Raw genomic sequence first — 20,596 nt, 5'->3', positions numbered from 1 at the left:
TTCCCTAGGTCCGGATCTGCAGGCGGCCCTGCTTCAGCGCATCCAGCACGGCCTGCTTGGGCCCATCTGCCACAACCTTGCCGCCATCAATCACGATCAGCCGGTCGACCAGCGTCAACAGGGACATCTTGTGCGTGACCAGCAGCAGGGTACGGTCGCTGGCAAAGCTGCTCAGTTGCTTTTTCAGGTACTCTTCAGACGCGTTATCCATGGCATTGGACGGCTCATCAAGCACCAGCACGCTGGGGTCATGAATCAGCGCCCTGGCCACGGCCACAGCCTGGCGCTGACCGCCGGACAAGGCAGCACCGCGTTCACCCACCTGCATGTCAAAACCCAGCGGGTGGCGATTGATAAAATGATCGGCACCTGACAGCTGCGCCACCCGCAGCACCTGCTCATCGGTGGCGTGGGGCGAGCCCAGGGTAATGTTGTCACGCAGTGTGCCGGCAAACAGCATAATGTCCTGCGGCACGTAACCCAGATGACGACGCAGATCGACCGGATCAATCTGGCTGATATCAATACCATCAATGCGGATAGCACCCTCAGTGGCGCTGTACAACCCCATCAGCAGCTTCTCAATGGTCGATTTACCAGAACCGATACGACCAATCAAGGCGACCTTTTCACCCGCCTTGATTCGAAAAGATACCTGATCCAGCGCCTTTTGCTGCTCATCCGGATAGGCGAAGGAAACCTGGTTGAACTCGATAGCGCCCTTGAGCTCGGGACGGTGCACGAAATGCCGGCCATCTTCCCGCTCCTCTGGCATGTCCATGATCTGGTTCAGTGTTTTGAGTGCAGTGGAGGCCTGATGGAAGTTGGTAATCAACCCCGCCAGCTGCCCCATGGGGGCAATTACCCTGCCTGCCAGAATGACACAGGCGATCAGGGCACCGAGGGTCAGTTCGTTTTCACTTATCAGGTAGACACCCAGGATCACGAGCGCCGTGGAGGTCACCTGCTGGATCAGCCCGGCGAAATTAACCACGGACGATGACAACATGCGCGAGCGCAAACCCCAGCGCGCTATGTAGCCACCCGCCTGCTCCCAGCGCAACTGCAGGGGCGACGCGGCACGCTGCGTCTTGACCGTTTCCATCGCTGTCAGGGTTTCGATCAGGATTGAGTTCTTCTGGGCAGCCGACTCAAACGTTTTTTCAACGGCTTCCCGCAGCCGCGGCCGCACGACCAGGGAAAACAGGTAGATAACCGGAATGGCGATAACGGGCACAACAACCAGAGGCCCCCCTATAAGACCAATCACCGCCAGAAAGATCAACGCAAAGGGGATATCGATCAGCACCGTATTCACGGTGGAACTGAGCATCGAGCGAATGCTTTCAAACTCACGCAGATTATTGGCAAAGGAGCCGACAGAGCGCGGCATGGCGCCATACTTGAGCGCCTGCACCTTTTCAAACAGCAAGGCCGAAAGAAGAATATCGGTCTTCTTGCCCGCCACCTCTATAAAGTAGGCACGCAGCATTTTCAGCCCGAAATCGAACAGATACACCGCGAAAAGGCCGATGGCCAGCACCCAGAGGGTCTCGATCGCCGAGTTGGGCACAACCCGGTCATAGACGTTCATCACGAACAGCGGGCTGGCCAGCACAAACAGGTTTATCATAAGGGACGCCAGCAAGACATCCCGATAAATGGCCACAGAGCGCTTCAGCGTTCCCCAGAACCAGTGACCGTCCCGGTCAGCCAAGACCTTGGAGACACGCTCACTGTAGCGATATTCCAGCCGTACAAAAATGGCATGGCCGGTATAGTGCTCATCGAGCTCTTTCAAACCTATACGATGCTTGCCGCCACTTTCCGGCTGAATAATGAACGCCGAGCCATCCTCAGCATCCAGTTCCTGAAGAATACAGGCATTGCCATCATCCAGCAGCAGCACCACCGGCAGTACCAGCGGTGTAATCTCGGCCAACGGGCGCGGCAATACCCGCGCAGCAAGCCCGGCGCGCTTGGCCGCCTGTACAAACAATTTCGGTGTTAGTCGGTTGTCCTCAAGCGGCAACCCTGCACTCAAGACATCCGCTGACAAGGGGTTGTGATTCTGCTTGCTTAGTTCGACTAGACAACTCAGGAGGGGGTCTTGAATTTCATCCATTTCCTTGACCTGCTCGGAACGCGGCCTCCATACTAGCATGCAACCTAACTACCTGATATCCCTCACTCTGATGCTTTATGCCATAAGGAATACGGAGGGCCGAATCATTGGCCTGACCGAGTCTGCCCGGCCCGGCTTAAAGGCTGTGGACGTGAAAAACAAGGAAGTTCTTGAGTTCCTGTCCATCAACGACGAAAACTTCTCAGCTGAAGAATTTCTGGACCACTCCGATGTTGGCACCGTACGCATCATTGAAGACATGATCGACATTCTGATTGATAAAAACCTGATCATGTTCACGGACTTCCCGCTCGCCTCGCAGAAAAAGCTGCTCAGCCGCAAGCTGGCGCGCAACATCATCCGCGCAGAGTCGGCACAGCCTGAAAATAGCACCACCGACACCCCGCAGGCGCCCTCGATCCTGATCGAGGACGACGAACCCTGGATCTGACGCTCAGCCCTGCTCACGATACCCACCTGACACAAGCCTCACAGGCTTCGACGTAAATTCGCCTTTCCCTTGGGCGAAAAAAAGCCCGCACAGCTGGCGGGCTTTTCAAAGGTGCGAAACCGATCAGTCTTCCAGCAAGTTGCGACCCTTGCTTGCCGCAATGCGCATACGCAGGGCGTTCAGCTTGATGAAGCCCTCTGCATCCTTCTGATCGTAGGAGCCGGCATCATCCTCAAAGGTAGCGATGCTTTCATCAAACAGGCTGTCCGCGGAACGGCGGCCGACGACTTCGACATTGCCCTTGTAGAGCTTCAGTCGCACATCACCGTTTACGTTGCGCTGGCTGTAGTCGATCAGCTGCTGCATCATTTTGCGCTCTTCCGACCACCAGAAACCGTTATAGATGGTTTCGGCGTAGCGCGGCATCAGCTCGTCTTTCAGGTGGGCCGCTTCACGGTCCAGCGTAATAGACTCGATGGCACGGTGCGCACGCAGCATGATGGTGCCCCCCGGCGTCTCGTAGCAGCCACGGGACTTCATGCCGACAAAACGGTTCTCGACGATATCGAGTCGACCGATACCGTTGGCACCGCCGATCTTGTTCAGCGTTTCCAGCACCGTTGCCGGCGACATGGCCTGACCGTCGATGGCAACAATGTCGCCCTTGGCGTAGGTCAGTTCAATATAGGTCGCCTCGTTGGGCGCCTGTTCAGGCGACACGGACCAGCGCCACATGTCTTCTTCAGCTTCAGCCCAGGGATCTTCCAGCACACCACCCTCGTAGGAGATATGCAGCAAGTTGGCATCCATTGAGTACGGCGACTTTTTCTTCTTGCCGGAAAAGTCGACCGGAATATTGCGGTCTTCGCAATACTTCATCAGCGTTTCACGCGATGTCAGATCCCACTCACGCCAGGGCGCAATGACCTTGACGCCGGGCTTGAGTGCATAGGCACCCAGCTCAAAACGCACCTGGTCGTTGCCCTTGCCGGTCGCGCCATGGGAGATAGCGTCGGCGCCGGTCGCATTGGCAATTTCAATCAGTCGCTTGGCGATCAGCGGTCGCGCGATGGAAGTACCCAGCAGGTATTCGCCTTCGTACACGGTATTGGCACGAAACATCGGGAATACGAAGTCGCGCACAAACTCTTCACGCAGGTCTTCGATGTAAATTTCCTTTACACCCAGAGCCTCTGCCTTGGCACGCGCAGGCTCAACCTCTTCACCCTGCCCCAGATCGGCGGTAAAAGTGACGACTTCGCAGTTATAGGTATCCTGCAACCAGCGGACGATGACAGAAGTATCAAGTCCGCCGGAGTAGGCCAGCACAACCTTTTTAATATCGGACATGTCTCAGCTCCACATGAGATCGCCCGGACGCTGGAATCAGCCTCCGGAGAAGAATCTATTCGCGAAAAACGCGGCAGTATATCAGGAAAGCCCTCGACCCAGAAGGCTATTCACGCTCAAGACGAATAGTGACGCGACGGTTGCGATCCCGGTTCGCCGCCGAGGTATTGGGCACCACCGGATAGCGTTCGCCGTGAAAGCGCATCGTAATCATGGACTCGTCCATACCCTTGGCCGTCAGGTACTGAGTCACGGCTTCAGCCCGCTTTTTCGACAGGTCGCGATTGAGCAGCCGGCGACCCAGATTGTCCGAGTGCCCGTCCACATAGACTGACTGCACGCTGTCATCGTGCTTGACATAAAGCGCGATCAGATCGAGCCGCGCCCTCGCAGAATCCGACAGCACAAAGGTCGCTGGCGGGAACAGAACGGCCGTGCGGGCCACCTGGCGATAATTAACCGGCAGCAACCCCTCGATACAGCCACTGTATTCCTGGTAGGCCGAGCCGAAGTTTGCCGCCGACACACCGACCCTCAGCGGCTCCCCCGTCCCCTGCCAGTCGGTGCGGGTAAATGTCGGCACCAGACCCTGGTACAGAAACGCCAGCATTTGACGGGCATGATCCGGTGCGACATCAATATCTCCCGTGCCGGCACCCACCTTGAGCGTCGCAATCAGTTGCGGTGCAACGCCCGGGCGCCAGGGCGGCGCCTCGGCCACCAGCAGCGCCTGCGTCGATGCACTCACCTGATCAACTGCACGCAGGCTAAAGCGCACATCCTCCCCGGCCTCGCGCTCGAACAGCGCCCGCCCGTAGGCCGGCACCGCCTGACTCAGACGACAGCTGAACTTGGACGATTCAAGCTCCCAGCGCGAGTCATCAATTGCGGCCCGATAGGTCACAGCCGATGCGGCCTCAGCACCGAGCCAGACAAGCAAAAGCAACGAAAGTCTGCACAACAAATTTATCACCTCGACCGAGCCACGCGCCCACTCACACACGAACGTATCGACCTGAGTTCCATTTCCTTTAACGTTCATGCCGATTACAGCAAGGCGCAGCACACACATATCCCCCTGACCGATTGCCGAAAAGCGCTAGCCAAGCCGCCCAGACAAGGCAAGCCTCCTCGAAATACCGCAATTTACGCTGTGTAAATGAGCATTTTTCGACGCAGCATTGGCCATACAGGGCGGTTTTCAACGACCTGTCAACGGACGCCACTCTGTGGGAATATGCGCTCAGCAATGGAGGCCGCGCGCCTGGGTTGCTAGAATAGCGCCTTACTCACTGACTGCATGCGCGGCAACTAAGGACTCCTCTTGAGCAACAGCACCATTCCGCAACTGATGGCAGACCGCTTTCGCGGCTTTCTGCCCGTCGTTATTGACGTTGAAACGGCCGGCTTCAATCCCCGTACCGATGCCCTTCTGGAAGTCGCCGCGGTCACCCTGACAATGGATGACAATGGCTACCTGATGATTGACCAAAGCTTTGATGAAGCGGTCGATCCCTTTGAAGGTGCCAACCTGGAGCAGTCCGCGCTGGACTTTACCGGCATTGATCCTTTCGATCCGGAGCGCAATGCCATTCCTGAAACCCTGGCGCTGGAAAATATTTTCAAGGCCATCCGCAAGTCCATCAAGGCACACAACTGCAAGCGTGCGGTGCTAGTCGGCCACAATGCCGCCTTTGACCACAGCTTTATCCAGGCCGCCGCCACGCGCACAGACGCCAAGCGCAATCCATTCCACCCCTTTTCCACCTTCGATACCGCCACCCTGGCCGGGCTTGCCTATGGCCAGACGGTGCTGGCGCGCGCCTGCGATGTTGCCGGTATCGACTTCGACGGCAAGAAAGCACACTCGGCGCTCTACGACACGGTCAAGACAGCCGAGCTGTTCTGCGCCATCGTCAACCGCTGGAAGGACCTGGGCGGCTGGGACATGGTTCTGGAAAGCCGCCAGTACGACGATTAACCTGTTCAGCTGCCCCCAAACGCAAAAAACCCGTCGCGATGACGGGTTTTTTATGACTGCCGGGCCGACTCCGGGGAGTCGACCAGCAGACGGACTTACTTACAGCTTGCCAGATTCTTCGGCCAGGTAAGAAGCAACACCTTCCGCAGTGGCGTTCATGCCCTTGTCGCCCTTGTTCCAGCCAGCCGGGCACACTTCGCCGTGCTCTTCGTGGAACTGCAGCGCGTCAACCATGCGGATCAGTTCGTCGATGTTACGGCCCAGCGGCAGGTCATTGACGATCTGCGCACGCACATTGCCTTCCTGGTCGATCAGGAAAGCGCCGCGGAATGCAACACCGGCATCGTGCTCAACATCGTACGCCTGGCAGATTTCGTGCTTGACGTCAGCTACCAGAGTGTATTTAACAGGACCGATACCACCCTGGTTGATCGGGGTGTTGCGCCATGCATTGTGGGAGAACTGAGAATCGATGGAAACACCGATAACTTCAACATTGCGTTCTTTGAAAGCAGCAACGCGGTTATCCAGAGCGATCAGCTCGGACGGGCACACGAAAGTGAAGTCCAGCGGGTAAAAGAAGACCAGGCCATACTTGCCCTTGATGGCTTCTTTCAGGTTGTATGAATCGACGATCTCGCCAGTGCCCAGAACGGCTGCTGCGGTAAAGTCCGGTGCTTGCTTGCCAACTAGTACGCCCATTAGCTCTCTTCTCCATTGGTGGTCGTATTTTCAACACTTAAAACTTCGGCGTGACCGCAGTTCGCGATCACGCCGAAAGAATACTGTTTAACTCAGTCTTGCTCGTCAGGCGCCTGGCTCGCAGCGGCTTGCTTGATCAGCACTTCCAGCTCGCCATTGGCAGCCATCTCACAAACAATATCGCACCCGCCCACCAACTCACCATTCACCCACAACTGCGGGAAGGTCGGCCAGTTCGCATACTTGGGCAGCTCGGCACGAATTTCGGGGTTTTCCAGAATGTTAACGAACGCAAAACGCTCGCCACAGTTCATCACTGCTTCAACAGTGCGGGATGAAAAACCGCATTGTGGGAAACGCGGAGTTCCCTTCATGTAGAGCAGGATGGAATTTTTCTCGATCTGCTCTTTGATAGTATCGGTCACACTCATTGATACACCTTTAAAACTACGGTGAAACTCTAGTCCGCCGTGCGCGAACGCCTTGCACCAGCCTATCATAAGTCCGAGCAAAAAGGTCAGGTAAAAATACCCGAAAGCAGGTACTCAGCGCCTGACACGAAGCGATATATTGCGCCATCGACCCTGGTTTTCAAGCCCGGATCCAAACGATTTTCACGCATGAGGCCCCGACTGCTGCCCACAGGGATCGCTGCCGGCACGACTTCCATTGCCAAAATGAATGCTAGTCAATAGAATGCCTTTCTTTTGATTGGCAGCCAGGGCTGCCTTTTTGCGTTGTAGGGAGCACAAAGATGGCAGTTACGCCTATCATGAATACATATAACAGGCTCTCGGTTGCCTTCGACCACGGCACAGGCGCCTGGCTGTATGACACGGACGGCAACAAGTATCTGGATGCATTATCTGGCATCGCCGTATGCGGCCTGGGCCACAGTCATCCGGCCGTCACCCACGCCATCAGCGAACAGGCCTCCAAGCTGATCCATACCTCAAACCTTTATACCGTCCCCCTGCAGGAACGCCTGGCAGAGCGACTGTGCGCCATTTCCGGTATGGACAGCGTATTTTTTGGTAATTCCGGTGCTGAAGCCAACGAAGCCGCCATCAAACTGGCGCGGCGCTACGGGCACCAGAAGGGTATCGACAACCCGGCCATTATTGTCATGGAAAACTCCTTCCACGGACGCACCCTGGCTACACTGAGCGCCACCGGAAACCGCGCCGTGCAGGTCGGCTTTGAGCCCCTGGTCAGCGGATTTGTGCGCGCCCCCTACGACGACGTCGACGCCATTCGCACCATCGCTGCCAACAACCCCAATGTCGTTGCCATTCTGGTGGAACCCGTACAGGGCGAGGCCGGCATCCGCATTCCAGCCGACGACTACCTGAACACGCTGCGCAACATCTGTGATGAGCACGAATGGCTGCTGATGCTTGACGAAGTCCAGAGCGGCAACGGCCGTACCGGCAAGTACTTTGCGTTCCAGCACAACAACATCCTGCCCGATGTTGTGACGACAGCCAAAGGGCTGGGCAATGGCGTGCCAATTGGTGCTTGTCTGGCCGCAGGTAAAGCTGCCACTATTCTGGCTCCGGGCACCCACGGCTCCACCTATGGTGGCAACCCGCTGGCCTGTGCGGCGGCGCTGGCGGTCGTGGATACCATTCAGGGCGAAAACCTCTGCCAGCGCGCAGAACAACTGGGCAAGCGGATCTGCGACGGTTTTCGCGCCCAGCTAGGCGGCTCGGACTATATTCGGGAAATCCGCAACAAGGGCCTGATGATCGGCATCGAGCTGACAGAAGCTGGCACCGAACTTGCGGTGCTCGCCAAGGTCAAGGGCATCTTGCTGAACGTTACCGGTGGCGGCCGCGTCGTACGACTGCTGCCTCCCCTGATTATGAGCGATAGCGAAGCGGACCTGCTGGTTAACACGCTGTCAAAACTGATCCAGATCTATGCGGCTGACGAGCGGTAATCCTAACCTCGACCGCCGCCCTCAGAGGATCTGCTGAAGCAGACATTACCTATGAGCACGAGACATTTTCTGACACTTAAAGACCTGTCCCCGGACGAGCTGAAACAACTCATCGCACGGGCGGGCGAACTGAAACAAATGCGCAACGCAGGCGTCGTCTACGAACCGCTGCAGAACCACGTCATGGCCATGATTTTCGAAAAGGCCTCTACGCGTACCCGTGTGTCCTTCGAAGCCGGCATGGCCCAGCTTGGCGGCCATGCCATGTTCCTGTCTTCGCGAGATACCCAGCTGGGACGTGGTGAACCGGTAGAAGACAGTGCCCGGGTTATCTCGAGCATGGTCGATGTGGTCATGATCCGTACGTTCAGCCACGACACCGTTGAGACCTTTGCACAGTACTCCCGTGTGCCCGTCATCAACGCGCTGACGGATGATTATCACCCCTGTCAGCTGCTGGCCGACATGCAGGCGTACCACGAACATCGCGGCTCGATCCAGGGCAAGACAGCAGTCTGGATCGGCGATGGCAACAACATGTGCAACTCGTATATCAACGCTGCCGCATTGCTCGATTTCCGCCTGCACATTTGCTGCCCGGAAGGTTTCGAACCCATGCAGTCACTGCTCGAAGAGCATGGCGACCGCGTGACGCTGTTCCGCGATCCCCAGGAAGCAGTGCGCGGCAGCGACCTGATCGCAACCGATGTCTGGGCCTCCATGGGTCAGGAAGACGAGCAGCGCATTCGCGAGCGCAAATTTGTTGGCTTCCAGGTGAGTCCTGCCCTGATGGACCTGGCGAATCCGGACGCCGTTTTCCTGCACTGCCTGCCTGCCCACCGGGGCGAGGAAGTCAGCGAAGACATGCTGGATGACCCCCGCTCCATCGTGTTTGATGAAGCGGAAAACCGCCTGCACGCCCAAAAGGCACTGCTGGAATTCCTGCTGGTTAAAAAATAAAGCCTGTCGCTTTTCTGCGGGCACTGGCAACAGTGCCCGCAGAGGCAGGAAGTCACGCCCGATACCGTCTAATTGGCTCCGGTTTGCCGCATCATCCCTACGAGCTGCCGTGTTTACCGCTATAATTTCGTTAATTTGGTCCAGGATGGGTATCGTGCATGGTCGAACTAAGGCATCTTAAGACTCTGGCAGCCCTGCGAGATGCCGGCAGCCTGGTGGAAGCCGCTGAGCGGGTTCATCTGACCCAATCGGCCCTTTCACATCAGATAAAGGACCTGGAAGAACGGCTGAACTGTTCGCTGTTCATTCGTAAAACCAAGCCCATCTGTTTTACCTCTTCCGGCCAGCGCCTGCTGACGCTGGCGGATGATGTACTGCCCATGATCCGCAACGCCGAACGGGATATTGCTCGCCTTGCCGGCGGCGAAGCCGGACGCCTGAATATCTGTATCGAGTGCCATAGCTGCTTTGAATGGCTGATGCCAACCATCGACCACTTCCGTCAGAACTGGCCGGAAGTCGAAATGGATCTTTCCAGCGGCTTCAGCTTTCAGCCGCTCCCGGCACTGGCCCGCGGCGATCTTGATTTGGTGATCACATCGGACCCGGAAACCCGCACCGGCATAATCTACATTCCGCTGTTCAGTTACGAATCCGTGCTGGCCATCGCCAAGCAGCACCGCCTCGTCGCGCGACGTCACATCCAGGCCGATGACCTGTCCAGGGAAACCCTGATTACCTATCCGGTGGATCATGGCAAGCTGGACATATTCAACCACTTTCTGGATCCGGCCGGGGTCGATCCTGCTGAAATTCGCACCGCAGAGCTGACCGTGATGATCCTGCAACTGGTCGCCAGCGGCCGGGGCGTATCGGCGCTGCCCAACTGGGCCATACACGACTACCTGGAGCGTGACTATATCACCGCCCGTCCCCTGGGCGACAAGGGCGTCTGGTGTACGCTGTATGCCGCTATCCGTGAAGATCAGAAATCATCCGAATTCATGGTGGACTTCCTCAATACCGCCAAGGAAGTGTCCTTTCGCAACCTCAGCGGTATCAAGACCGCGTAGATTGAATAAAAGCCGGCAGGCCGTAAACCGCGTACCCGCAGCACCATCGGCTTTGCCTTCCAGACCCTATCAGCCCGGAATACGGGCCGATATAATGACCGCACCATGCATTAGCCGCTGCGCAGTCAAGGCGCCGCTGGTCCGGTCTGCGCCCTGGCCGCTTCCCAGTCTTCAATCACCTCCCTGGCCGCCCGAAAAGCTTCCTGCGCCGCCGGCGCACCACAATAGAGCAGAGATTGCAGCAGCACTTCCTGTATGTCCGCGACGCTGCAACCGTTGCGCAGCGCCCCACGCACATGCCCCTTCAGCTCTGTGGGTGCTTTCAGTGCCGCCAGCATCGCAATCGTCACCAGGCTGCGGGTCTGTCGCGACAAGCCCTCGCGCTGCCAGGTAGACCCCCAGGCATGTTCGTTCAGCCAATCCTGCATAGGCCGCGTAAAGTCACTGGCACCGTCCAATGCCCGATTAACGAAATCTTCGCCCATCACCTCGGTACGTACCCGCAGGCCATTTTCCCAATCATCCTTCGACACAGCTACCCTCCTGAATTCAATCATCATCACTCAATCATTAGGGACGATATTACCCCCAACACGCCGAATGAATACAAGCAGTGGTCTGCACGAATACCAAAAGGGCCCGGCAACAGCACACAACCCCCTGCCAGCGCCAATCCTGCGGGCACTGCGGCCTTGTTTCTTGTGGATGATGCCGTAAACTGTTGCCTTCCTCTAAATTGACCCCAGACAGAATCCATTATCATGCAAGACTGGAGCCCCAGCAGCTGGCGCGAAAAGCCGATCGTGCAGCAGCCGACCTACACCGACACACGTGCCGTTGCCGCCGTGGAAGACGAACTGAGCGCCCTGCCACCGCTGGTGTTTGCCGGAGAAATCCGCTCGCTGCATGCACAGCTGGCCAATGTCGCCGAAGGCCGCGCATTTCTGCTGCAGGGCGGCGACTGCGCCGAGAGCTTCTCGGAGTTCAATGCCAACAAGATTCGGGACACCTTCCAGCTGCTGTTGCAAATGGCAGTGGTGCTGACCTTCGCCGGCAGCTGCCCGGTGGTCAAAATCGGCCGCATGGCCGGCCAGTTTGCCAAGCCGCGCTCAACCGATCTCGAAACCCGTGGCGGCATCGAACTGCCAAGTTATCGCGGCGACATCATCAACGATATCGAATTCACCGCCGCGGCCCGTGTACCGGATCCGCAACGGCTGCTGCGTGCCTACCACCAGTCATCGTCCACCCTGAATCTGCTTCGCGCCTTTGCCCAGGGCGGTTTCGCCGATCTGCACCAGGTGCATCGCTGGAACCTCGGCTTCGTCGAGAAAAGCCCGCTGGGTGAAAAATACCAGCACCTGGCCGACCAGATCGACCAGGCGCTGGCCTTTATGGAAGCCTGCGGCGTGCACGCCCAGAACACCCCGCAGATCAAGGAGACTTCGCTCTACACGTCCCACGAGGCACTGCTGCTGGGGTACGAGCAGGCACTCACCCGCCGCGACAGTCAGACCAACGACTGGTACGACTGCTCGGCCCACATGCTGTGGATCGGTGACCGCACCCGCCAGCCGGATCATGCCCACGTGGAATTCTTGCGCGGCGTGAAAAACCCGATTGGCATCAAGGTCGGCCCCAGTACCAATACCGACGACCTGCTGCGACTGCTGGACATTCTGAACCCCCAGAACCTGCCCGGACGTATCACCCTGATCGCACGCATGGGCGCCGACAAGATCACCGAGAAGCTGCCTCCGCTGGTGCGCGCCGTCCAGATGGCCGGCCGCTGCGTGGTCTGGAGTTCAGACCCGATGCACGGCAACACCACCACGGCGTCCAACGGCTACAAGACCCGCAGCGTCGAGGCGATCCTGCAGGAAATAAAGGGCTTCTTCGATGTACACAACGCCGAGGGCACTCATGCCGGTGGCGTGCACTTCGAGATGACCGGCCAGAACGTTACCGAGTGTGTCGGCGGCGCCTTCCAGATCACCGAAGAAGGCTTGGCCGACCGCTACCAGACCCAGTGCGACCCACGCCTCAATGGCGAACAGGCGCTGGAACTTGCGTTCCTGATTGCAGATACGCTGAAACACGCACGGAGCTCAAACCGGTGACACAGCACCAGCAACTATATCGGCTGCTGCGCCAGCTCGAACAGGAGCTGCAATCAATGCAGCTCTGGCAGCAAACGTCCCCGTCTGCCGAGGCGCTGAGCAGCACCGAGCCATTCTGCGTAGACAGCCTGAGCTTCTGCGAATGGCTGCAGTGGATCATGATTCCGCGCTTCGACAGCATGATTTCCCTGCAACAGCCCCTGCCGGGCAGCAGTGATATAGCCGCCATGGCTGAAGAAGCCTTCAAGGGCATTGATGCCGATACAGCCGCACTGCTCGACCTGATCCACGAGATCGACAGCACCCTGCGCCTGCTGCACTAGCGCCCTGATCAGGTACTAACAGCCCGCCCGGGCACCGTTCCCACATCAGACCCGCTACGGGTCTGGCATGGGACGTCTCAACTTCATCGCTATGGAACTGACAACCATGGAACAGGGGTTTTTCCATCAGTTTCTGACCATCATTGCCACCGCCGTGGTGGTGATTAGCCTGTTTCGCCGCATCGGCCTGCCTCCGATTCTGGCGTACCTCAGCGTCGGCACCCTGCTGGGCCCCTATGCACTGGGCCTGGTCGGTAACGATGCCGGCATCGCGCTGCTCAGTGAGCTGGGCGTCGTCTTTCTGCTGTTCATGCTGGGGCTGGAGTTTTCCCTGCCCCGCATGATTGCGATGCGACGGACCGTATTCGGACTTGGCTCCATCCAGGTTTTGGCGACCACGGCGCTGATCATGGGGCTGGCAACGGCGGCCGGCCTGCCCTTTGCCGCCAGCCTGGTCGTCGCTGGCGCGCTGGCGCTGTCATCCACCGCAATCGTCACCCGCGAACTGATTCGGCGCAATGAAATCAATGCACCGCATGGCCGGCTGTCGGTGGGCATACTGATCTTCCAGGATCTGGCCGCGGTGTTCTTCCTGATTCTTGTCCCGACACTGGGAAGCGACCACACCTCAGTGAACCTGCAGACACTGGTCCCCACCCTGCTGGAAGGTGCCGCAATACTGGTCGCCCTGCTCATGTTCGGACGCACGGTGCTGCCGCGACTGCTCAATGAGGTCGCCAAGTCTCGCTCCGACGAGCTGTTTGTACTGACCACCCTGGTCGCCGCCCTGACAGCCGCCTGGCTCACCCATGCTGCCGGCCTGTCGATGGCCCTCGGTGGCTTTCTGGCCGGCATGATGCTGGGCGAAAGCCGTTACCGGCATCAGCTTGAAGCCGATATCCGCCCCTTCAGAGACGTACTGCTCGGACTGTTCTTTGTGTCGGTCGGCATGCAGTTGAACCTGTCGGCACTGGCCCAGAACGGGCACTGGGTACTGCTGCTGACGGCCGGTCTTTTACTGCTCAAAGGCAGCCTGATTGCCCTGGCCGCCCATGTTCTGCAGCGGGATCTGCCCAATGCGCTGCGGGCCGGCATCTGCCTGGCCCAGGGCGGGGAGTTCGGCTTCGCCCTGCTCACGCTGGCCTCGAGCCACCAGCTCATCAGCAGCGAGCTAAATACCCAGGTCGTGGCCATTATCATTCTCAGCATGCTCGCCACCCCCCTGCTGATTCGCTTCAGCGCCACGCTGAGCCAGCGCATTCACCGATCCCCCACGCACGGCACGACTCCCGCGTACGGCGCACCACTGCCGGCGGACCTGGAGGAACTGACCGACCATGTGATCCTCTGTGGCTATGGGCGCGTCGGCCAGGTGATCACCCGTTTCCTGCAGCCACTGCAGATTCCGTACATCACCATCGACAGCGATCCGCTGCGCGTTCAGCAGGCCGCCGCCGCCGGCGAGCGTATTTATTACGGCGATGCCAGGCGCACAGACCTGCTGAAGACCCTGGGCTCCAGCCGGGCGCGCCTGCTGATTCTGACCTTCCCCAGCGACAGCGACGCACTGACCGCCCTGCATGGCCTCAAGCACCACTTTCCCGACCTTCCGGTGCTGGTGCGCACCCAGGATGACAGTCGCCTGCTGGAGCTGCAGGCAGCCGGTGCCACCGAAGTGATTCCCGAGGCCCTGGAGGGCAGCCTGATGCTGGTCTCCCATGTGCTGACGCTGCTGGACATTCCCCGCGATGCCATCGAGTCGCGCATCAGCCGCGTGCGCGAGGAACGCTACCGCTTGCTGCACGGCTACTACCATGGCGGCCAGTCCAGCAAGCTCGACCGCCGCGGTGACCAGGCCGAAGTGCTGCACCCGGTGATACTGCAACCCGGCTGTCATGGTTCCGGCCGAAGCCTGCGCGAGCTGCAGATAAAAGCCGAAGTGGAATCCATCCGCCGCGGAGACGAACTGCTCAGCTCAGTGGACCTCGACACCCGGCTGGAGGATAACGATATCGTGATTCTGCGCGGTAGCGTCAGTGTGGTGGAGGAAGCAGAAGCCGTGTTGCTGGCCGGCTGACAGGCTGGCTGTCCTCGTTCGTCAGGGGCTGTTAAAATCCGCTCCCTGACGCACCGTACCCGAGGACAGCACTGTGGACCCTATTCAATCGTTACTGGACCTGATTCACCAGACCGGCGCGCGCTGTCGCCTGTTTGACATGGGCCGGCGGGTCAGCAAGGTGTCCGCCGAGGTCTTTGCCCGCGTCGAACAGGGCCAGGCCGCCTATCCGCTGCCCTACCTGCACCACGCCTGGGTCGGCCTGCTGCTGTGGCACCCAAAAGAATCAGACCGCAATGCCGTCTGGTTTCTCAAGCTGCCGCTGGATGAGCAGGGCTACCTGATCCAGGCCGTACGCGACGACCTGCTGCAACGCCTGCTGAAGAATATCAGCGGCCTGCTCGACGGTGGCCCGGATGCGCTCAAGGACAACCCCTTTTCGTTCAAACCCGATACCGAAAAAATGGCCATCTTCCATGCCCATGCCAATCAGGCCCTTGGGCTGCCGGCCTCACGCCATTATGAATATGCGCAGCACTACTTTGCCGGTCAGCTTGGGTTTGACCAGTGGCCCAACCTGGGACAGCAGGGTATCGCCGACCTGGTGGTACGCCTGGAAAAAGGCAACAACGAGGCCCTGCTGATCGGCGCCATCGAAAGCCTGCCCGATGAACCGTTGCGGGCACTGTGCTGCGCACTGGAGCACGTGGAGCCGGGTCATCGCCTGATGCAGGCATTACAGCCCCGCCTGAATCGCTGCCTGGCACAAGACACGGATGATCAGGGCATGCTGGCGGCACTGGTACGGGCGGCATCCAACAGCCGAAGTGAAACCCTCAGGCGCGCCTGGCTTGCTCAGGTACTGGCCAGTGAACGCGCCCAGGAAACGGAAGTGCTGGTCGCGCTCGCAACGCGTTGCTGCGACAGCCTGAAAGACCCTGCGCTGTTGCAGGTTTTTCTGGAGCGCCTGGCGGCGGGGGAAACCGGCCAGAACGGATTTTCGCGCATCCTGGCCGACCTGATGTTCATGCCGACGTTGCGCCGCCCCATCATGGAGGCGTTTCGCAATCCCGATCGCAGCGACACCCTGTCAGCGGCCATCGGCGCCATGTTCGGCAGCAATTTTTCAAGCTAACGGCTCAGCCAAACGAGCGTTGCGCGCTGCATTGCGCCGCGCGCTATTGGATATTGGCTATTGATAGTCCTGTGGCAGCTCAAGCTTGAGACCGAGCTGCTGCACCTTTTTCTCGGACGCGCTGCGATACAGGTCGCGCACCCGTGAGCCTTTGGGCTTGGTGAGGTAATACAGCAGGCTCGCCGCCACTTCGGGTGCCAGCTCCTGCTCCTCGCCCCAGCGCTGAATAAAGGCCACCAGCGTATTGCTGCGCCCGTCGGGCAGCCCCACCGCCACCGGCACACTCAGATCCTCACCCTCGCGAACACGGCGCGACATCACTTCGTAGTTGTAGCGAAAGTCCGGTAGCACCCGCCGTTGCTCTTCGCTGCGCAGCCGAAACCAGCCAGTGGCACGACCCGCCTGATACACTGCCGGATGAGACCATTCATGCCGCGTCGGACGCTCGGCATGCATACAGGCCTCTTCATAGGCCCGCAGTACACCGGGAAGACCAAAATCGCCCTCCTGTTCATGCAGGATCTTGAGAAATTCAGAGATGGTCGGCATCCAGGCCAGCTGCTCTTTGCAGTGGTCGATCGCCGCCACCAGCTCGCGCTCGCCATAGCCACGCAAACTGAGCGCCCATTCACGCTTGGCAATGCGAATTTCATCCTGGGTTTCAAAGCAGCTTTTGAACTTGTGGCCATAAATCGCCATAAAGCGGGCAAACAGCATGTTGACCAGCGCCTTGGTTTCCAGCGGCAGGGGCCCGGCATCGGTCTCGCCCTCGGAGCGGCGGTTACCAGTCGGTGTCGCGGATGTCCATGATTGCTGCGGTAACCTGTTTGCGTTTTTCCCGAGTATCTCGGCGGGTGTTTTCATTGTTAAAACCTGTCTGTCGCTCTTTGTCGGCGCCGGTGTTGCGGCCATCGCGGGTCTGCTTGCGTACCCATTCCCGTTTGACCCAGGCGAGGAATTTCTGATCCCAGTTGGTTTCCTTGCGGTCCTTGTCGAGCCAGTAGAGCACGAACTCGTCGAGCAGGCCTTCAGCATACTCCTCGGCGATATTGTGCCGTGGCAGCAGCGCAAAGAATGTTGCCGATGGCCGCCAGCCAAGCTGCATCGGTTTGAGCTGCTGGTTGCGCTCTTCATGCTGCTCGAACAGTACCTGCAGCTCGTCCTTGTGGCGGCGCCAGCCACTTGCGCCGCCAAAGGTCGGTGCAGGCCCGCGCGCCTGAATCGTTTGCGGCTGCGGTTGCGGCCGCAATGCCTGGCGTGTCAATGGTCGCGGTGGCGTATCGCGCACATCCAGCCGGCTTAACGTATCGGCTTGGCTCTCCGGCTCGGCGCTTCTGGTGGCGCCTGTATTCGGCCGGCGCCCGCTGCGGTCAAGATGACTGGCAGTCGCCGCCTCCGTCGCGTGCTCGGGTGCTGGCGCAGGCTCAGACTCAGACCTGGACCAGGCTGCATGAGCCGTCTGCACAGCGCTGTCGCTTTCAGGCTCTGGCACAGCCTCTTCTTCTGCAACCGTGCTCGCGTCACGCGCCGATGCTTCTTCAGTAACAGGCTCTTCGATGGCGGCCTGGGACTGCAGACTTAACCTCACCAGGGCGCTGTCGACAGACCCCCTGATACAGCCCTGGCGCACCAGGCTTTCGGTCACACTGCGCAGGTAGGCCTCATCCCAGAAATCGGCGATTTTCAGCCACTGCGCCCGGCTGAGTACCAGTTCGGCGGGCTCTGCTCGCCCGCCAGTACGGGCCCGGTCGTGATAAATAGCCAGCAACAACGCCTCATCGCTGCCGATGCGGCGGGCCAGGGAGGGATAAAACAGAATCGGTTGTTCCGGGAAGCGATAACCCATGAGACTCCAGAGAAATAAATGTGGGCAGGCAGGCGCCTGTCCCTTGACCGTCGACGTCCCGACACGAACACGGCTCAGACCGCACTTCAGCCATCCTGGGCAAAAACTTCCACTGCACGCAGTACATCGCAGCGGCTGATCTGTCCGACCAGTCTGCCACGCTGCACCACCGGCAAGCGGCGCATACCTTTACTGATAAAGGTATCGGCGACCTTGATGATATCGGCATCATACTCGATGGTACAGATATCCTGCGACATGTACTGCGCAACCTTACCGCCAAACTCCTCTTCATGGTAGGTCAGCGTAAGGATCGCACGCAGGCAATCCACCTCCGACAGCACCCCCACTAACATACCCTCTTCATTCACAACCGGAGCGCCGCTGATTTTCCTCTGCAAAAGCTGATGTATGGCCTGGAACAAGTCGGTATCCGGTTTAAACGTCACCAGGTCCCGAGCCATGTAATCCGATGCCTTGACGGATCTGAGCATAAAGATGCCTCCTTAATCCAAAGCGCCATGAACGTTCCCGGCAACGTGCCGCCAACGCCCACCTGTCTGAATATCAACCCGGCGGATTAATACATGAAGCAGGAATGCGCAATCATTGGGCCTTCCTTTGAAAAGATGGCCCATCGCGAGCGCCCCCCTGCCCCCAAACAAGTCCAGCATGCCCGCGCACGTGCGCCGGCTCTTGTGGGTTAGAGAGCCGCTGGCGTGACTGGCAAATCAGGCAGGGAACCCTTTTGCCAGTCAGATTAATAGTAGTTCAGCCTGCTTCAGTGAGCGGATCGGGGCGCAGCAAGGCCCGGTGAACAGACGCGTCTGTGCGCCAGATCATGACCGGGCACCGATTAAGGTTCGGTTTCATGCCACCTGGCGATGAAGCTGCTAAATTGGAGGCACGCCCCATAACAGTAACGAAAAGACAGCGGAGCGCCGGCGCATGATCCTACCCCCTGAAAAAATGGCTCCGCTAGAGCCCCTGCGGCTCGGTATCGACACCCGCCAGGAGCTCATTATCTACCTGCACGCGGACAGCCCGGTATGCCGCTCCGAGGGCTTTTCGGCGCTGTCACGCGTTCTGGTATCAAGTAACGGCAACCATATTATCGCGACCCTCAATATCGTTAACGGCGACCTGGTGGCCAATGGCCAGATCGGATTCTCGGAACCGGCCTGGAAACGGCTCGCATTAGACGCGGACGCCCACATCAGGGTATCCCACCCGGCACCGGTACAGTCGCTATCCTACGTGCGCGCCAAGGTGTTCGGTCACACACTGGAACAGCCACAGTTGCAGAGCATCATCGAGGATATCGTCGACGGTCGTTATGCCGATGTGCATGTTGCCGCGTTCATAACGGCCTGCGGTGCCGACAACCTCAGCCTGCAGGAAGTTACGGCGCTGACCCGCGCCATGATCCAGGCCGGCGACACCATCGACTGGGAACTGCCCATGGTGATCGACAAGCACTGTGTCGGCGGCCTGCCCGGCAACCGCACCAGCCCGATCGTGGTCTCCATTCTAACGGCCTGTGGCCTGACAGTACCCAAAACCTCGTCACGGGCAATCACGTCTCCGGCGGGCACGGCCGATACCATGGAAGTGCTGACCAATGTCTGCCTGGACAGGGAGCAAATGAAGGATATCGTTACCCGAGTCGGTGGCTGTCTGGCCTGGGGCGGCTCAGTCCGCCTGAGCCCCGCCGACGATCTGCTGATACAGGTGGAACGGGCGCTGGATATCGATAGCGAGGGTCAGCTGGTTGCCTCGGTGCTGTCCAAGAAAATCGCCGCCGGCGCCACCCATGTCCTGATCGATATTCCGGTAGGACCCAGCGCCAAGGTACGCAGCCGCGCCTCCGCCGACAAACTGGCCGATACCTTTCGCCAGGTGGCGGCTGAACTGGGACTCAATGTGTGCATCCTGTGCACCGACGGCAGCCAGCCGGTTGGCTGCGGCATAGGTCCTGCGCTTGAAGCCCTGGATGTACTGGCGGTACTGCAGAACAAGCCCGATGCCCCCCTGGATCTCAAGGATCGCGCCTGCCAGGTCGCCGGTGCCATGCTGGAAATGGCTGACCTCGCCGAACCGGGTCTGGGCGAGCCCATGGCACGCGAGAAGCTGGAAGCCGGCGATGCCTGGGGCAAGTTTCAGGCCATCTGCATGGCGCAGGGCAGTCTGAAACGTCCCCCTGTCGCGCCCTATCGTTATAACCTGACCGCCCACGAGGCGGGTGTTGTCAGCGCCATCGACAATCGCCTGCTGTCGAAAATTGCCAAACTAGCCGGCGCCCCCATAGACCCTGCCGCCGGTGTGCATATTCCGGTCAAGCTCGGCGATCGCATCGAACCCAATGAGATACTGCTGAGCATTCATGCCGAAAGTTCGGGCGAGCTGAATTACGCCGTCGATTATCTGGAACAGCACCCCAATGTTGTCGAGCTACAACCTCTCTCGGAGACCGTCACATGAAGCCTCTGCTGTTTAACCTGGCCCCGGACCCTGCAGTGGCGGCTCGGCTGG

Annotated in this window: 19 protein-coding genes; 10 read left to right on the top strand and 9 right to left on the bottom strand. The window is 59.1% G+C overall.

The annotated features are described in order from the left end of the window. Positions 1 to 4: 4 nt before the first annotated feature. Positions 5 to 2,164 carry a type I secretion system permease/ATPase gene (locus F451_RS0114460; protein ID WP_040879885.1) on the bottom strand — a complete coding sequence of 720 codons (2,160 nt, stop codon included), beginning with the start codon at positions 2,162 to 2,164 and terminating at the stop codon, positions 5 to 7. A gap of 112 nt (positions 2,165 to 2,276) precedes the next feature. Between F451_RS0114460 and F451_RS0114455 the strand changes: the two genes are divergently transcribed. Next, positions 2,277 to 2,576 carry a hypothetical protein gene (locus tag F451_RS0114455; protein ID WP_240476488.1) on the top strand — a complete coding sequence of 100 codons (300 nt, stop codon included), beginning with the start codon at positions 2,277 to 2,279 and terminating at the stop codon, positions 2,574 to 2,576. 123 nt (positions 2,577 to 2,699) lie between these two features. Here F451_RS0114455 and F451_RS0114450 read toward each other — a convergent pair whose 3' ends face one another. Together F451_RS0114450 and F451_RS0114445 are read right to left on the bottom strand one after the other, a co-directional pair. Then, the gene (locus tag F451_RS0114450) at positions 2,700 to 3,926 is read right to left on the bottom strand and encodes an argininosuccinate synthase (protein WP_020682098.1); all 1,227 of its coding nucleotides are present in this window, start codon (positions 3,924 to 3,926) and stop codon (positions 2,700 to 2,702) included. Between the two features lie 106 nt (positions 3,927 to 4,032). Continuing rightward, on the bottom strand, positions 4,033 to 4,887 hold the full coding sequence (locus tag F451_RS0114445) for a flagellar protein MotY (RefSeq protein WP_240476487.1): 855 nt from the start codon (positions 4,885 to 4,887) through the stop codon (positions 4,033 to 4,035). Between the two features lie 363 nt (positions 4,888 to 5,250). On the opposite strand from F451_RS0114445, the gene rnt reads away from it, so the two are divergent. Continuing rightward, positions 5,251 to 5,907 carry a ribonuclease T gene (gene rnt, locus F451_RS0114440; RefSeq protein WP_020682096.1) on the top strand — a complete coding sequence of 219 codons (657 nt, stop codon included), beginning with the start codon at positions 5,251 to 5,253 and terminating at the stop codon, positions 5,905 to 5,907. 99 nt (positions 5,908 to 6,006) lie between these two features. Here rnt and F451_RS0114435 read toward each other — a convergent pair whose 3' ends face one another. Then, on the bottom strand, positions 6,007 to 6,609 hold the full coding sequence (locus F451_RS0114435) for a peroxiredoxin (protein ID WP_020682095.1): 603 nt from the start codon (positions 6,607 to 6,609) through the stop codon (positions 6,007 to 6,009). A gap of 92 nt (positions 6,610 to 6,701) precedes the next feature. Next, complete coding sequence (grxD, locus tag F451_RS0114430) at positions 6,702 to 7,040, bottom strand: Grx4 family monothiol glutaredoxin (protein WP_020682094.1); 339 nt, start codon at positions 7,038 to 7,040, stop codon at positions 6,702 to 6,704. Between the two features lie 323 nt (positions 7,041 to 7,363). On the opposite strand from grxD, the gene F451_RS0114420 reads away from it, so the two are divergent. The 3 genes from F451_RS0114420 (at position 7,364) to F451_RS0114410 (ending at position 10,584) form a co-directional block, all read left to right on the top strand. Further along, the gene (locus F451_RS0114420) at positions 7,364 to 8,551 is read left to right on the top strand and encodes an aspartate aminotransferase family protein (protein ID WP_026291778.1); all 1,188 of its coding nucleotides are present in this window, start codon (positions 7,364 to 7,366) and stop codon (positions 8,549 to 8,551) included. A gap of 51 nt (positions 8,552 to 8,602) precedes the next feature. Then, positions 8,603 to 9,511, top strand: coding sequence for an ornithine carbamoyltransferase (gene argF / locus F451_RS0114415; protein WP_020682091.1), 909 nt, complete (start codon positions 8,603 to 8,605; stop codon positions 9,509 to 9,511). Between the two features lie 158 nt (positions 9,512 to 9,669). Then, complete coding sequence (locus F451_RS0114410) at positions 9,670 to 10,584, top strand: LysR family transcriptional regulator (RefSeq protein WP_020682090.1); 915 nt, start codon at positions 9,670 to 9,672, stop codon at positions 10,582 to 10,584. A gap of 125 nt (positions 10,585 to 10,709) precedes the next feature. On the opposite strand, the gene F451_RS0114405 is transcribed toward F451_RS0114410, so the two are convergent. Continuing rightward, complete coding sequence (locus F451_RS0114405) at positions 10,710 to 11,117, bottom strand: carboxymuconolactone decarboxylase family protein (RefSeq protein ID WP_020682089.1); 408 nt, start codon at positions 11,115 to 11,117, stop codon at positions 10,710 to 10,712. Between the two features lie 228 nt (positions 11,118 to 11,345). Here F451_RS0114405 and F451_RS0114400 point away from each other — a divergent pair, with 228 nt between their 5' ends. From F451_RS0114400 to F451_RS0114385, 4 genes are all read left to right on the top strand, one after another. Continuing rightward, positions 11,346 to 12,704 (top strand): class II 3-deoxy-7-phosphoheptulonate synthase, encoded by a 1,359-nt coding sequence (locus F451_RS0114400; protein ID WP_020682088.1) that lies wholly within the window; start codon positions 11,346 to 11,348, stop codon positions 12,702 to 12,704. Next, a complete protein-coding gene (locus F451_RS0114395; RefSeq protein ID WP_020682087.1) occupies positions 12,701 to 13,027 on the top strand; it encodes a YqcC family protein in 327 nt (108 codons plus the stop codon). The genes F451_RS0114400 and F451_RS0114395 overlap by 4 nt, the downstream gene beginning before the upstream one ends. Before the next feature lie 67 nt (positions 13,028 to 13,094). Continuing rightward, the gene (locus F451_RS0114390; RefSeq protein WP_020682086.1) at positions 13,095 to 15,104 is read left to right on the top strand and encodes a monovalent cation:proton antiporter family protein; all 2,010 of its coding nucleotides are present in this window, start codon (positions 13,095 to 13,097) and stop codon (positions 15,102 to 15,104) included. Between the two features lie 73 nt (positions 15,105 to 15,177). Beyond that, positions 15,178 to 16,218: a DUF3549 family protein gene (locus F451_RS0114385; RefSeq protein ID WP_020682085.1), complete on the top strand. Its 1,041-nt coding sequence runs from the start codon at positions 15,178 to 15,180 to the stop codon at positions 16,216 to 16,218. Between the two features lie 57 nt (positions 16,219 to 16,275). On the opposite strand, the gene F451_RS0114380 is transcribed toward F451_RS0114385, so the two are convergent. The 3 genes from F451_RS0114380 to F451_RS0114370 form a co-directional block, all read right to left on the bottom strand. After that, on the bottom strand, positions 16,276 to 17,082 hold the full coding sequence (locus tag F451_RS0114380; RefSeq protein ID WP_240476486.1) for a replication protein P: 807 nt from the start codon (positions 17,080 to 17,082) through the stop codon (positions 16,276 to 16,278). Further along, positions 17,000 to 18,064, bottom strand: a complete 1,065-nt coding sequence (locus F451_RS0114375) for a DnaT-like ssDNA-binding domain-containing protein (RefSeq protein WP_020682083.1) — start codon at positions 18,062 to 18,064, stop codon at positions 17,000 to 17,002. The genes F451_RS0114380 and F451_RS0114375 overlap by 83 nt, the downstream gene beginning before the upstream one ends. A gap of 86 nt (positions 18,065 to 18,150) precedes the next feature. Further along, positions 18,151 to 18,558: a CBS domain-containing protein gene (locus tag F451_RS0114370; RefSeq protein WP_020682082.1), complete on the bottom strand. Its 408-nt coding sequence runs from the start codon at positions 18,556 to 18,558 to the stop codon at positions 18,151 to 18,153. A 454-nt stretch (positions 18,559 to 19,012) separates the two neighbouring features. On the opposite strand from F451_RS0114370, the gene F451_RS0114365 reads away from it, so the two are divergent. Next, positions 19,013 to 20,545 (top strand): thymidine phosphorylase family protein, encoded by a 1,533-nt coding sequence (locus tag F451_RS0114365; RefSeq protein ID WP_020682081.1) that lies wholly within the window; start codon positions 19,013 to 19,015, stop codon positions 20,543 to 20,545. Positions 20,546 to 20,596 lie beyond the last annotated feature (51 nt).

The organism is Marinobacterium rhizophilum DSM 18822 (assembly GCF_000378045.1).
GTDB classification, from domain to species: Bacteria; Pseudomonadota; Gammaproteobacteria; order Pseudomonadales; family Balneatricaceae; genus Marinobacterium_A; species Marinobacterium_A rhizophilum.
This window is presented reverse-complemented; position numbering and strand designations above follow the sequence as displayed.